17 protein-coding genes are annotated in these 13,454 nt (G+C 64.8%); all 17 read left to right on the top strand.

All coding sequences use genetic code 11. The features are described 5' to 3' along the window. Position 1 precedes the first annotated feature (1 nt). On the top strand, positions 2–1,912 hold the full coding sequence (locus tag DFK10_RS10875) for an acetyl/propionyl/methylcrotonyl-CoA carboxylase subunit alpha (protein ID WP_109389055.1): 1,911 nt from the start codon (positions 2–4) through the stop codon (positions 1,910–1,912). Continuing rightward, positions 1,909–2,589 (top strand): glutathione S-transferase family protein, encoded by a 681-nt coding sequence (locus tag DFK10_RS10870; RefSeq protein WP_109389054.1) that lies wholly within the window; start codon positions 1,909–1,911, stop codon positions 2,587–2,589. The genes DFK10_RS10875 and DFK10_RS10870 overlap by 4 nt, the downstream gene beginning before the upstream one ends. Next, complete coding sequence (locus DFK10_RS10865) at positions 2,582–3,439, top strand: hydroxymethylglutaryl-CoA lyase (protein WP_109389053.1); 858 nt, start codon at positions 2,582–2,584, stop codon at positions 3,437–3,439. Before DFK10_RS10870 ends, DFK10_RS10865 begins: the two co-directional genes overlap by 8 nt. Next, positions 3,436–4,227 carry a crotonase/enoyl-CoA hydratase family protein gene (locus DFK10_RS10860; RefSeq protein ID WP_109389052.1) on the top strand — a complete coding sequence of 264 codons (792 nt, stop codon included), beginning with the start codon at positions 3,436–3,438 and terminating at the stop codon, positions 4,225–4,227. The genes DFK10_RS10865 and DFK10_RS10860 overlap by 4 nt, the downstream gene beginning before the upstream one ends. Positions 4,228–4,269: 42 nt before the next feature. Then, a complete protein-coding gene (locus DFK10_RS10855; RefSeq protein WP_109389051.1) occupies positions 4,270–4,716 on the top strand; it encodes a globin domain-containing protein in 447 nt (148 codons plus the stop codon). Positions 4,717–4,877: 161 nt separating this feature from the next. Further along, positions 4,878–5,243, top strand: a complete 366-nt coding sequence (locus DFK10_RS10850; protein ID WP_109389050.1) for an NADH-quinone oxidoreductase subunit A — start codon at positions 4,878–4,880, stop codon at positions 5,241–5,243. Then, positions 5,243–5,767, top strand: a complete 525-nt coding sequence (locus tag DFK10_RS10845; RefSeq protein ID WP_217810135.1) for a NuoB/complex I 20 kDa subunit family protein — start codon at positions 5,243–5,245, stop codon at positions 5,765–5,767. Before DFK10_RS10850 ends, DFK10_RS10845 begins: the two co-directional genes overlap by 1 nt. An 11-nt stretch (positions 5,768–5,778) precedes the next feature. Beyond that, positions 5,779–6,390 (top strand): NADH-quinone oxidoreductase subunit C, encoded by a 612-nt coding sequence (locus DFK10_RS10840; protein ID WP_109389048.1) that lies wholly within the window; start codon positions 5,779–5,781, stop codon positions 6,388–6,390. Beyond that, positions 6,387–7,610 carry an NADH-quinone oxidoreductase subunit D gene (locus DFK10_RS10835; RefSeq protein ID WP_109389047.1) on the top strand — a complete coding sequence of 408 codons (1,224 nt, stop codon included), beginning with the start codon at positions 6,387–6,389 and terminating at the stop codon, positions 7,608–7,610. The genes DFK10_RS10840 and DFK10_RS10835 overlap by 4 nt, the downstream gene beginning before the upstream one ends. Beyond that, on the top strand, positions 7,607–7,876 hold the full coding sequence (locus DFK10_RS10830; RefSeq protein ID WP_235866825.1) for a hypothetical protein: 270 nt from the start codon (positions 7,607–7,609) through the stop codon (positions 7,874–7,876). Before DFK10_RS10835 ends, DFK10_RS10830 begins: the two co-directional genes overlap by 4 nt. 33 nt (positions 7,877–7,909) lie before the next feature. After that, positions 7,910–9,025, top strand: coding sequence for an NADH-quinone oxidoreductase subunit E (locus DFK10_RS10825; protein WP_109389046.1), 1,116 nt, complete (start codon positions 7,910–7,912; stop codon positions 9,023–9,025). A 172-nt stretch (positions 9,026–9,197) separates the two neighbouring features. Continuing rightward, complete coding sequence (locus DFK10_RS16495) at positions 9,198–9,866, top strand: NADH:ubiquinone oxidoreductase (protein ID WP_217810134.1); 669 nt, start codon at positions 9,198–9,200, stop codon at positions 9,864–9,866. 148 nt (positions 9,867–10,014) lie between these two features. After that, positions 10,015–10,683, top strand: a complete 669-nt coding sequence (locus tag DFK10_RS10815) for a transcriptional regulator (protein ID WP_109389045.1) — start codon at positions 10,015–10,017, stop codon at positions 10,681–10,683. A gap of 7 nt (positions 10,684–10,690) precedes the next feature. Beyond that, positions 10,691–10,909 carry a DUF5337 family protein gene (locus DFK10_RS10810; protein ID WP_109389044.1) on the top strand — a complete coding sequence of 73 codons (219 nt, stop codon included), beginning with the start codon at positions 10,691–10,693 and terminating at the stop codon, positions 10,907–10,909. 37 nt (positions 10,910–10,946) lie between these two features. Continuing rightward, the gene (gene nuoF, locus DFK10_RS10805; protein ID WP_109389043.1) at positions 10,947–12,227 is read left to right on the top strand and encodes an NADH-quinone oxidoreductase subunit NuoF; all 1,281 of its coding nucleotides are present in this window, start codon (positions 10,947–10,949) and stop codon (positions 12,225–12,227) included. A gap of 91 nt (positions 12,228–12,318) precedes the next feature. Next, positions 12,319–12,789 (top strand): DUF3291 domain-containing protein, encoded by a 471-nt coding sequence (locus DFK10_RS10800; protein WP_109389042.1) that lies wholly within the window; start codon positions 12,319–12,321, stop codon positions 12,787–12,789. Positions 12,790–12,903: 114 nt separating this feature from the next. Further along, on the top strand, positions 12,904–13,299 hold the full coding sequence (locus tag DFK10_RS10795; protein WP_109389041.1) for a DUF5333 domain-containing protein: 396 nt from the start codon (positions 12,904–12,906) through the stop codon (positions 13,297–13,299). The last annotated feature ends 155 nt before the right edge of the window (positions 13,300–13,454 follow it).

The following is a 13,454-nucleotide window of genomic DNA, read 5'->3' as shown; positions in this document are numbered from 1 at the left end:
CATGTTCGACACGCTTCTGATCGCCAACCGGGGCGAGATCGCCTGCCGTGTCATCCGCTCGGCCAAGGCACGCGGCCTGCGCTGCGTGGCAGTGTATTCCGATGCCGACCGCGACGCGCTGCATGTGCGCCTGGCCGATGCCGCGGTGCGGATTGGCGGCGCCGCACCGGCGGACAGCTACCTTCGCGGCGACCGCATCATCGACGCCGCGTTGGAGACCGGGGCCGGCGCGATCCATCCCGGCTATGGGTTCCTGTCGGAAAACCCCGATTTCGTCGAGGCGGTGGAACAGGCCGGGCTGGTTTTTGTCGGCCCGTCTGCGCAGGCGATCCGGGCCATGGGTCTCAAGGACCGGGCCAAGGCGCTGATGGAGAAGGCCGGCGTGCCCGCCGTGCCCGGCTATCATGGCAGCGACCAGTCGGATGCCCGCCTGCGCGACGAGGCCGCGCGTGTGGGCTATCCGGTGATGCTCAAGGCCGTGGCGGGCGGTGGCGGCAAGGGGATGCGGATTGTCGCCGAGGCCGCCGGGCTGGACGAGGCGCTGGCCAGCGCCCGGGCCGAGGCGGGCGCGGCCTTTGGCAATACGGACATGCTGATCGAGAAATACATCGAGACCCCGCGCCATATCGAGGTGCAGGTTTTCGGCGACGGCGAACGCGCGGTGCACCTGTTCGAGCGCGATTGTTCCCTGCAACGCCGCCACCAGAAGGTCATCGAAGAGGCCCCCGCGCCGGGCATGACCGACGCTGTGCGGACTGCCATGGGCGCCGCCGCCGTCCGCGCGGCCGAGGCGATCGGCTACAAGGGGGCGGGCACCGTCGAATTCATCGTCGATGGCGCCGGCGGGCTGCGCCCGGACGGGTTCTGGTTCATGGAGATGAATACCCGCCTGCAGGTGGAGCATCCTGTCACGGAACTGGTCACGGGCGTGGACCTGGTGGACTGGCAGTTGCGTGTCGCCGCGGGTGAACCGCTGCCCGCGGCGCAGGAAGACCTGGCGCTGTCCGGTCACGCCTTCGAGGCGCGGCTCTATGCCGAGGACGTTCCGGCCGGTTTCCTGCCCGCCACGGGGCGGCTGGCGCACCTGGACTTTCCCGACGGTGTCCGCGCAGATAGCGGTGTTGCCGCGGGCGACGAGATCACGCCCTATTACGACCCGATGATCGCCAAGCTGGTGGTGCATGGCGCCGACCGCGAGAGCGCGCTTGCGGCCCTTCTGCGCGGTCTGTCCCGGACACAGGTGGCGGGGACCGTCACCAACCTTGCCTTTCTCAAGGCGCTGGCCCTGCACGCGGGCTTTGCGGCGGGCGAAGTCGATACCGGCTTGATCGCCCGTGACATCGACGCCCTGACCGAGGCCCCCGCGCCCGGCCCGCAGGTGATCGCCCAGGCCGTGGTGACGCTGGCCGAGCCGGGGCAGGGGTTCACGCTCTGGGCGCCGTTGCACCGCCGGATCGAGACCAGCGCGGGGCCGTGCACCCTGATCATGGAGGGGCCGGACAGGGCCCGCGTGATCGTCGCCGACCAGCAGGTGCGCGCGATCCGGCAGGGCGACAGCTGGCGGTTCGACGGGCAGGCCGCCTGGCCGGCCGTGCGTCATGGCAACGCGGTGACGGTCTTTGCCGAGGTCACCCACGAGATCACCCTGGTCGATCTGCTGGAACGCGCCGCCTATGCCGGGGCCCTCGGCGACACGATCGAGGCGCCGATGCCCGGCCTGTTGCGGGAAATGGCCGTGGCCGAGGGGCAGCAAGTGGCCGAGGGCGATCGCCTTGCCGTGCTGGAGGCGATGAAGATGGAACATGTCCTGCGCGCCCCGCGCGACGGTTGCATCGCCCGCATTGGCGTGCAGGCTGGGGCACAGGTCGCCGCCGGAACCCCGCTGATCGAACTGGAGAAGGCCGAAACATGATCCGCCTGCATCACTGTCACCAGACCCGCTCGATGCGCACGCTCTGGCTGCTGTACGAGCTGGAGGTCGACTTCGATCTGGTGCTTTATCCTTTTGACGACACGCTGCGCACGGATGCTTACCGCACGCTCAACCCGCTGGGTCGCGTGCCCGCGCTGGAGATCGAGGGCGAGGTGATGACCGAGACCGGCGCCATCGCGGAATACCTGTGCGAGGCCTTCCCCGATGCCGGGCTGGGACGCCCGCCCGGCGACCTGGACCGGATGGACTGGCTGGTCTGGATCCACTTCGCGGAAACGATCACCCAGCATACTGCCGCCTTGACACAGCAGCACATCGCGATTTTCGAGGACAGCATGCGCTCGCCCACGGTGATGAAGCTGGAAGCGCGGCGCCTGGCCAAGTGCTACGAGGTGATCGAGGGGCGGCTCTCGACCCCTGTGGAGAACCGCGACTACATCCTGACGTCGGGTTTTTCGGCGGCCGATATCGGCGTGGGGCAGGCCGTCTACATGGGGCAGCACTTCGTGAAACTGGATGGCTACCCCGAACTGACCAAGTGGTATCAGCGGATCACGGAACGCGAGGAGTTCAAGAAATCCTTACCGCCCGAGGATGAGGGCAACCGGCTCTATGCCCGTGATTTTTATCCGCCGTGGGAGGACCCGCGTGGCTGAGCGCGTCGAGATTTTCGAGGTCGGTCCACGTGACGGGCTGCAGAACGATCCGCGCCATGTCTCGTTGGCAGAAAAGATCGCACTGGTCGACCTGTTATCGGCCTGCGGGTTTCGGCGCATCGAATGCGCCAGTTTCGTCAGCCCGAAATGGGTGCCGCAGATGGCCGACAGCGCCGGGGTTCTGGCCGGGATCACCCGTGCGCCCGGCGTGCGCTATGCCGCGCTGACCCCCAACATGCGCGGGCTGGAGGATGCGCTGGCCGCCGGGGCGGACGAGGTGGCGGTGTTCGGCTCGGCCTCGGAGGGGTTTTCCAGGGCCAATATCAATGCCAGCATCGCCGAAAGCCTGGACCGCTTCGCCCCCGTGGTCCGCGCCGCGCAAGACGCGGGCCTGCCGGTGCGCGGCTACGTGTCCTGCGTGACGGACTGCCCCTATGACGGACCCGTGGCACCGGGCCAGGTGGCCCGTGTCGTGGCCGCGCTGCGCGCCATGGGCTGCTACGAGATTTCCCTGGGCGACACGATCGGGCAGGGCACGCCGGATCGGATCGACGCCATGCTCGACACCGTTCTCCAGGAGGCCCCCGCCGAGATTCTGGCGGGCCATTTTCACGACACCGGCGGTCACGCGCTGGACAATATCGAAGCAGCCCTGGACCGCGGCCTGCGGGTGTTCGACGCCGCCATAGCGGGCCTCGGCGGGTGCCCCTATGCGCCCGGCGCATCGGGCAATGTGGCGACCGGGTCGGTGCAGGCCCGGCTGACGGCCCTCGGGTATGAGACAGGTCTGGATCCGGTGGCCCTGGACAAGGCCGCGGCATTCGCGCGAAAAATGGAAGGGGCGGTATGAGCGATTACGAAACCCTTGTCATCGAGACTGACCCGCGCGGGGTCGCGACGCTCTGGCTGGACCGGCCCGAGAAACACAATGCCCTGTCCGCGCAGATGATCGACGAGATCACGTTGGCCGCCGAAGCGCTGGGCAATGATGAGACGGTGCGCGTGGTTGTGCTGGCCGCGCGGGGCAGAACCTTCTGCGCGGGGGGTGACCTGGGGTGGATGAAGCAACAGGTCGAGGCGGACGCCGCCGCCCGCGCCACGGCGGCGCGCAAGCTGGCCGGCATGCTGGGCGCGCTCAACAGCTTGCCGAAGCCGCTGATCGGACGGGTCCACGGAAATGCCTTCGGCGGCGGTGTCGGCATGGCTTGCGTCTGTGACACGGTCGTGGCGGTCGACGGGGCACGGTTCGGGTTGACGGAAACGCGGCTGGGTCTGACCCCCGCCACGATCGGCCCCTACGTTATTGCCCGCATGGGCGAGGGGCGGGCCCGGCAGGTCTTCATGTCCTCGCGCCTGTTCGGCGCGGTCGAGGCCGAACGCCTGGGAATCGTGTCGCGCGTCGTCGATGACGCGGCCCTGGATGCGGCTGTGGAAGACGAAGTGGCGCCCTACCTGTCCTGCGCTCCGGGCGCTGTGGCCGATGCCAAGGCACTGGCACTGGGGCTTGGCAGCGCCCCCGACGCGGCGGCGATAGAGGCCTCGATCGATGCGTTGGTTGGGCGCTGGGAAAGCGGTGAAGTGTCAGAGGGCATAGCGGCCTTCTTCGAGAAAAGGCCGGCGGCCTGGGCCAAGCCGTGAGAGGTTAAGCGGGTGGCAAGGATTTCGCCCGATCCTGCCGCAATGACTCGTGACCAGCCAGTCCTCGCGCTCTCCGATTCCGATGTCCGCCTTGTCAGGGACAGTTTCGAACATGTCTCGATGGATCTCGTCCCTTTGGCAGCCGATTTCTACGAGATCCTTTTCCGGAAGAATGCCGAACTGCGGGCCCTGTTTGCCGATGACCTGGGCCCACAGGTCGCCAAGCTCGCCCATACGCTCAGCTTTGCAGTGGCGCAGCTGGAGCAGCGTGAAACGCTGCATCGAGACCTTGTGACGTTGGGGGCGCTGCACCAGGAAAAGGGTGTCGAAACCGCGCATTATGACGCCGTGGCTGACGCCCTTGTTGCCGCGCTGGCCCGGTCCCTCGGTGCGGGTTGGGAGCCGCGCATCGAACTGGCCTGGCGCAAGTTGCTGAAAGCCGTGGGCGCGTCGATGCTGCTCGGCGCCCAGGAGGCCGGGCCCGGCTAGGGCGGTCCGACCGGCGCCAAGCCGAGGGGATCACGCGTCCATCGCACAAACTTTCACCTGCGATGGCGTTGACCCCTCTGGACCACGGGGATACATGAGGGGGCAATTGCAGCGGGCTGGCCCTTACGAGCCATTCCGCCCACGCCTAAGGGAGCCGCCACGTGGAAGAGTTTCTCAGGGAATACCTGCCCATCATCATTTTCCTGGGCCTGGCGATCGGCATCGGCCTTGTTCTGGTCCTGGCCGCCGTGGTCCTGGCCGTGCGCAACCCGGACCCCGAAAAGGTCAGCGCCTATGAATGCGGGTTCAACGCCTTCGACGACGCGCGCATGAAATTCGACGTTCGTTTCTACCTTGTTTCGATCCTGTTCATCATTTTCGACCTCGAGGTGGCCTTCCTGTTCCCCTGGGCCGTGGCGTTCCAGGACATAAGCATGGTCGGGTTCTGGTCGATGATGGTGTTCCTCGCGGTTCTGACCGTGGGATTTGCCTATGAATGGAAGAAAGGGGCGCTCGAATGGGAGTGATGACCGGATCCAATACCGCGGGCTTCGATAAGGATGTCGCCACGCAAGACCTGAACCGCGAGTTGCAGGACAAGGGCTTTCTCGTCACCTCGTCCGAGGATTTGATCAACTGGGCGCGCACCGGGTCGCTGCACTGGATGACCTTCGGGCTGGCCTGTTGCGCGGTCGAGATGATGCACACCTCCATGCCGCGCTACGACGCCGAACGGTTCGGCATTGCCCCGCGCGCCAGCCCGCGCCAGTCCGACGTGATGATCGTGGCCGGCACCCTGACCAACAAGATGGCCCCGGCGCTGCGCAAGGTCTATGACCAGATGCCCGAGCCGCGCTACGTGATCTCGATGGGGTCCTGCGCGAATGGCGGCGGCTATTATCACTACAGCTATTCCGTCGTGCGCGGCTGCGACCGGATCGTTCCCGTTGACATCTATGTTCCCGGCTGCCCGCCCACCGCAGAGGCCCTGCTTTACGGCATCCTGCAGCTGGCCCGCAAAATCCGCCGCACCGGCACCATTACCCGCTAAAGGCGCAATTCATGACCGAAGCCCTCAAAGACCTTGGTACCCACCTGGAGCTGAAGCGTGGCGACAGCGTGCTGGGATGGGAAATCACCCTGGACGAGCTGACCGTGGACGTGGCCCCGGCCAGCCTCAAGGGCTTTGTCGAGTTCCTCAAGACCGACGCGACCTGCAAGTTTTCGACGCTGGTGGACATCACCGCCGTCGATTATCCCGGCCGGGCCAAACGGTTTGATGTGATCTATCACTTCCTGTCCATGTATCAGAACCAGCGCATCCGGCTGCGCATGGCGGTGCACGAGGACGAGATGGTGGCCTCGATCACCGAGGTCTACCCGGCGGCCAACTGGTTCGAGCGCGAGATCTTCGACATGTTCGGCATCCTGTTTTCCGGCCACCCGGACCTGCGCCGCATCCTGACCGATTACGGCTTCCGCGGGCATCCCCTGCGCAAGGATTTCCCGACGACCGGCTATACCGAGGTGCGGTATGACGAGGTCGAAAAGCGCGTGGTCTACGAGCCGGTGAAGCTGGTGCAGGAATACCGCCAATTCGATTTCATGAGCCCCTGGGAAGGGGCCGATTACATCCTGCCGGGCGATGAAAAATCCGAGGAGGCCGCGAAATGATGGACGGCACCAAAGGCTTCGAAGACGCCCAGACCGGCGAACAGAAGATCCGCAACTTCAACATCAACTTCGGGCCTCAGCACCCGGCGGCGCACGGCGTGCTGCGCATGGTGCTGGAACTGGATGGCGAGATCGTCGAACGGGTAGACCCGCATATCGGCCTGCTGCACCGTGGCACCGAAAAGCTTATGGAAAGCCGGACCTACCTGCAGAACCTGCCCTATTTCGACCGGCTGGACTATGTCGGCACGATGAACCAGGAACATGCCTGGTGCCTGGCCATCGAGAAGCTGACCGGGGTCGAGGTGCCGCGCCGTGCCAGCCTGATCCGTGTGCTTTACTGTGAGATCGGCCGCATCCTGAACCACCTGCTGAACGTGACCACGCAGGCGCTCGACGTCGGCGCGCTGACCCCGCCGCTTTGGGGCTTCGAGGCCCGCGAAGACCTGATGATCTTCTACGAACGGGCCTGTGGTGCACGTCTGCACGCGGCCTATTTCCGCCCCGGTGGCGTGCATCAGGACCTGCCGCCCGAGCTGATCGACGACATCGACGCATGGGCCGAGAAATTTCCGAAGGTGCTGGACGATATCGACGAGCTGCTGACGGAAAACCGCATTTTCAAGCAGCGCAACGTGGATATCGGCATCATCACCGAGGAAGACATCCTCGACTGGGCCTATTCCGGTGTCATGGTGCGTGGATCGGGCCTCGCCTGGGATCTGCGCCGCGCCCAGCCCTACGAATGCTACGACGAGTTCGACTTCCAGATCCCCGTGGGCAAGAACGGCGACTGCTATGACCGTTACCTGTGCCGCATGGAAGAGATGCGCCAGTCGGCCCATATCATGCGTCAGGCCTGTGCCAAGCTGCGTGAGCCGGAAAACCAGGGCGATGTGCTGGCGCGTGGCAAGCTGACCCCGCCGACCCGGTCTGACATGAAGACCTCGATGGAAGCTCTGATCCATCACTTCAAGCTCTATACCGAGGGCTTCAAGGTGCCCGAGGGCCATGTCTATGCCGCGGTCGAAGCGCCCAAGGGCGAGTTCGGTGTCTACCTTGTCTCGGACGGGACCAACAAACCCTATCGCGCCAAGATCCGCGCGCCCGGCTATCCGCATCTGCAGTCGATGGATCACATCGGCCGTGGCTACCAGCTGGCCGACGTATCCGCGATCCTCGGCTCTCTCGACGTGGTGTTCGGGGAGATCGACAGATGATCCGTGCCGCCACTGCGGTTGGCCTTTTGTGCGCCATGCCGGCCCTTGCCCAGCAAGAGGCCGACCCCGAAGCCGTGGCGGCGATGACCCGGGCCATCGAAGAGGCGGGTTGTGTTGTCACCGTTGAAAACGGCGATGAGATCATGGCCGCCTCGGGCCTCGCTCCGGAACAGGTGAATGCGGTGATCGCGCAGCTCTATGCCTCCGGCGCGTTGACGCTCCAACAGGACAGTTCCGCAAAATTGACGAACGAGGCCTGCCCCTGACCGGGCGGCCCAGCGACGAAAGACGAAGTACAAATGCTCCGCCGCCTTCATCCTGACCAGCCCGAAAGCTTTGCTTTCACGCCTGACAACCAGAAATGGGCCGAGGCCCAGATCACCAAGTATCCCGAAGGCCGCCAGGCCAGCGCGATCATTCCGCTGTTGTGGCGTGCCCAGGAACAAGAGGGCTGGCTGTCCCGCCCGGCCATCGAATATGTGGCCGACATGCTGGACCTGGCCCATATCCGGGCGCTCGAAGTCGCGTCGTTCTATTTCATGTTCCAGCTGCAGCCGGTCGGCAGCGTGGCCCATATCCAGATCTGCGGCACCACGTCCTGCATGATCTGTGGCGCCGAGGACCTGGTCGGCGTTTGCCGTGAGAAGATCGCCGACAAGGCCCATGCGCTGTCCGCCGATGGAAAGTTTTCCTGGGAAGAAGTCGAATGCCTTGGCTCTTGTGCCAATGCGCCGATGGCCCAGATCGGCAAGGATTACTACGAAGACCTGACGGCCGAACGACTGGCCGAGATCATCGACGATCTCGCCGCGGGCAAGGTTCCCACGCCCGGCCCGCAGAACGGCCGCTTCGGGGCGGAGCCGCTCAAGGGGCTGACGTCGCTCAAGGATTTCGAGTCCGGGCATTATCAATACAACGCCTCCGTACAGTTGGCCAATGATCTGGGGGATACGGTCAAGCGGATCGACGGGACAGAAGTCCCGCTGCTCACGCCGTGGCAGGGCAAGGGGGCCAGCGCGGGCCGCAAGACCGCCGCGAAGAAGTCCGCGCCCAAGCCTGCCGCCAAGGCCAAGGCCGACAAGACCGGCGTAACCAAGCAGGAAGCGGAGGCCGCGACCCCCGCCAAGCCGCACTCGAAGACCGCACCGGCGGGCCAGCAGGCGGATGCGGTGGCCGAGAAAAAGCCGCGCACCATGAAAGCACCGCGCAAGTCCGGGGCCGATGATCTCAAGCAGATCTCTGGCGTCGGGCCCAAGCTCGAAGGCGTGCTGAATGAAATGGGGTTCTGGCATTTTGACCAGATCGCCAAATGGGGTCCGGAAGAGATCGCCTGGGTCGATACCCGCCTGAAGTTCAAGGGCCGGATCGAGCGGGACGATTGGGTCGACCAGGCCCGCAAGCTTGCCGAAAAATAGGGCAGGGGTCGCGCCCGGCGTGGCCAGAATGCCAACATCGCGGCCCGCACCGATGAAGTCCCTTATCAAAAGGGGTGTGTCTGCCTAAGCTGTCGCCAAGGCCGGGGCATGAGCCCGCGGCCCATGCTCGCTGTCCGATTGACGGGCAGTCACGACAGGGAAAGGTAGACTAATGAGCGACAGACCAATCGGATCGACTTTCGCGATCGTCATCGCGATCTTGTGTGGCGTCGTGGCTTTTGCAATTGCCAGGTTCGGCATTGATTTCGGGGGCTTCCTCTCGTTCCTGATCGGCGTCATCGTGGGCGTGATCGTCTGGTGGCTGCTTCTGCGCGGCGGCAACGGCGCGTCAGCGACCGCAAGCCCCGGCGCTCAGTCCGACGCGGCACCGTCCACGACCAGCGCGGCTGCGTCACCATCGGCGGCCACCGTCGCCCCCCCGAACCCGGACCCGACCCCGGAAACGGCACCCGAACCGATGCCGAAACCCGCCCCAGCGGCGCAGAAGGCTGCGGCGCCCGCCGAGCCCATGGAAGCGGACAAGCCGAAACCGGCCGCCAAGCCCGCTGCCAAGGATGGAAAACCCGAAATGCTGAGCGCGCCGCGCGACGGTGCAGCCGACGATCTCAAGCAGATCAAGGGTGTTGGGCCCAAGCTGGAAAAGCTGCTCAACTCGATGGGCGTCTTTCATTTCGACCAGATCGCCGGGTGGCGCAAGAAAGAGGTCGAATGGGTCGATGAGAACCTTCAAGGGTTCAAGGGCCGCGTCTCTCGCGATGAGTGGGTCAAGCAGGCAAAGGCTCTGGCCAAGGGCGGCTCCGCCGAAGCCTCGAAAAAGTGAAAAGCCACGAGGTCTATTGAAAGACGGATGCTGCAGTGCAACAATCGGCCTGCCCGGCGTGACGTGGGCAGGCCGAATTGCACCGATCGGGGAGGATCGGCGCGGATCATGAAACGGGTTCCTGACGGGCCCTGAAAGGATGTTTGCGATGTTCTCCTCTGACTCCCTGGTGGCTTTGCCGGGTGCGATGCTGCGCCTGGGCCTGCAATCCACAGCCCCCGCCGCCGCCATGCTCGCCAGCCAAAGCAGCTTGGTGAAATGGGCCGTTGCGCCCGCCGCCGTCGCCATGCGCCGCCGTGCGTTGGAACCGGCGGCTGAACCGGCGCAGATGCCCGGAACCGAAGTGAAGCCGAAACCCGCCAAGGCGGCTCCCAAGGCCAAGCGTCCGGCACCCAAGCCCGCCGCGCGGCAATCGGCGACCGACCCGGCCAAGCCTGTTACCCGCAAGGCGACCACGGCCAAGCCCAAGGCGGCGCCGGCCAAGCCCAAGGCGGCCCCGGCCAAGCCAAAGACCACGGCCTCCAAGCCCGCCAGCAAGCCCAAGGCGCCCAAGCCCGTCGCCGCACAAGAACCGGCGCCCAAGACAGCCCCCGCGTCCAAGCCCGCTGCCGCACCGCGCGCGAAGCCCGCGAAAACGGCCACCCCGGCCAAGTCTACGGCCAAGGTGACGCCAGCGACCAAGACCGAGAAGAAAGCCGAGGCGCCGCGTCAAAAGGTTGCGACAACAGTCTACAAACCCAAGGCGAACTCTGGTAAGTCCGGTTCCGTGACGCTGGCTGCGATGCCGGCCCCGGAAAAGAAGACAGACAGTCAGTAGGACCGACTTGGCCGATAAGGACAGAGACGCCATCGCCGCTACCGGCCGCCGGGTCGCACTCGTGATGGTGGCCTCGGCGCTTCTGTCCATATTCGCCCCTGCGATTGTCGACACGCTGGGTCTTGCCCCCCGCTATGTCGTGCTGTTGACGCTCTTTGCGCTGGCGGGGTTCATTTGGTGTCTGGTTGTCACGTTCAAACTCTGGCAAAAGACCCGCGACAAATGACGGTGCCCCGCGTAGGGGCAAGATAGGGAACCCGCCCATGCTTGCAGACAAAGACCGCATCTTCACCAATATCTACGGCATGCATGACCGGACACTGAAAGGTGCCCAGGCCCGTGGTCATTGGGACGGCACTGCCGGGATCATCCAGAAAGGCCGCGACTGGATCATCGATCAGATGAAGGCGAGCGGCCTGCGCGGCCGTGGCGGCGCCGGTTTCCCGACCGGGTTGAAATGGTCCTTCATGCCCAAGGAAAGCGATGGGCGTCCCGCCTATCTTGTGGTCAATGCCGATGAATCCGAACCGGGCACCTGCAAGGACCGCGAAATCATGCGCCATGATCCGCATACGCTGATCGAGGGATGCCTGATCGCGTCTTTCGCAATGAATGCCCATGCCTGCTACATCTATATCCGCGGCGAATATATCCGCGAGCGCGAGGCGCTTCAGGCCGCGATCGACGAAGCCTATGACGCGGGCTTGCTTGGCAAGAACGCCGCCGGCAGCGATTGGGATTTCGACCTTTATCTCCATCACGGGGCAGGGGCGTATATCTGCGGCGAGGAAACCGCGCTGCTTGAAAGCCTCGAAGGCAAGAAGGGCATGCCCCGGATGAAGCCGCCCTTCCCGGCGGGGGCCGGCCTCTATGGCTGTCCGACCACCGTCAACAATGTCGAATCGATTGCCGTCGTGCCGACGATCCTGCGCCGTGGGCCGGACTGGTTCGCGGGCTTCGGCCGCCAGAACAACGCGGGCACCAAGCTGTTCGCGATCTCGGGTCATGTGAACAACCCCTGCGTCGTCGAAGAGGCGATGTCGATCTCCTTCGAAGAGCTGATCGACAAGCATTGCGGCGGCATTCGTGGCGGCTGGGACAACCTCAAGGCGGTTATCCCCGGTGGGTCTTCCGTGCCCTGCGTGCGCGGCGAGAACATGAAAGATGCGATCATGGATTTCGACTACCTGCGCGGCGAGCTGGGCTCGGGCCTGGGCACCGCGGCTGTGATCGTGATGGACAAGTCGACCGACATGATCAAGGCGATCTGGCGGCTGTCGAAATTCTACAAGCATGAAAGCTGCGGCCAGTGCACGCCGTGCCGCGAAGGCACCGGCTGGATGATGCGGGTCATGGATCGCCTGGTGAAAGGCGAGGCCAGCGTCGAGGAAATCGACATGCTGTGGGACGTGACCAAGCAGGTCGAAGGCCACACCATCTGCGCGCTGGGCGACGCGGCGGCCTGGCCGATCCAGGGCTTGATCCGCAATTTCCGCGACGAGATCGAAGACCGCGTAAAGGGCAAGGCCATCGCGGCGGAATAGACCGCGGTAGATCGACGGGACAGGGCGGCCTCTGGCCGCCCTTTTCAATTGGCGCCGCGTGGGGCAGGTTCGGACCCAAGGAGACCTGCCCATGCACCTTGCCGAACTGAACGTTGGCCGCCTTCTGGCCCCCACGGATGACCCCCGCGTCAAGGACTTCATGGACAATCTGGACCGGGTGAACGGCCTGGGCAAACGGATGCCGGGCTTTGTCTGGATGATGGAAGGGTCGGGCGAGCCGGGCACCGGCAATACCGAGGCCAAGATCGACGGCGACCCGCAATACGTGTCGAACCTGACCGTGTGGGCAGACGTGGAAAGCCTTGAACGGTTCGTCTTCGGCACGATTCACAAGCAGTTCTATGACCGCCGTCGCGAGTGGTTCGAGTTGATGGGGGATCAGCATTTCGTGATGTGGTGGGTGGACGAGGGGCATCGGCCGACATTGGACGAGGCGCTGGACCGGCTGGATGACCTCAAAAAGAACGGCCCCAGTGATCGTGCTTTCGGGTGGGCCGACCTGCCGCAAGCCGAGATGTGGAAGGCCCGGACCTGCGCCTGAATCCGCCGTTTCGGGCCGGATCCTTGTCTCGCTATTGAATATCAGTCGCGCAAGGGCGACCTCTTGGGCAACGGACGGGCCGAAGCTGTCCTGATTGGAAAGAGGCTAATCGACATGAACCCGATTCCCGCCCTGGCTCTTGGCCTGACCCTCTCCGCGACCCCTTTGGCCGCGAAACCGCCGCTGAGCGAGGTGCCGTTCATTACCGAGGGTCTGATCGACACCGGGATCGCCTACGAGATCAGCGAGGTATGCGATGATATCCATGCACGCATGCTGCGCGGCCTGGGATTCCTCTTGTCTCTTGAACGCCATGCGCTCGACATCGGCTACAGCCGGGACGAGGTCGATGCCTATATCGACAACAAGCAGGAGGCCGAGCGCCTGGAGGCCATCGCCCGGGCGCGACTGGCGGATATGGGCGCCGTTGTAGGCCAGCCCGAAACTTATTGCGACGTGGGTCGTCGCGAGATCGCGGCGGGTTCCCAGATTGGACGTTTGCTGCGCTAGGGCGGTTTCCGACAAAATCACTCACGTAATACCCCCGATCCACGCGGAATTTTCCCGGATTTTTGGCCGGTTCGCGCTGGCATACCAAGGCATCCCGCGTTAGAACGCCCTGCAACCGCCCCGGGTCGGCTTTCGGCTGTCCGGGACGCAAACGG

Origin of the sequence: Salibaculum griseiflavum, assembly GCF_003129565.1 — a bacterium.
Lineage (GTDB): Bacteria > Pseudomonadota > Alphaproteobacteria > Rhodobacterales > Rhodobacteraceae > Salibaculum > Salibaculum griseiflavum.
The sequence above is the reverse complement of the archived record's forward strand: the minus strand, read 5'-3'. Positions and strand labels throughout refer to the sequence as shown.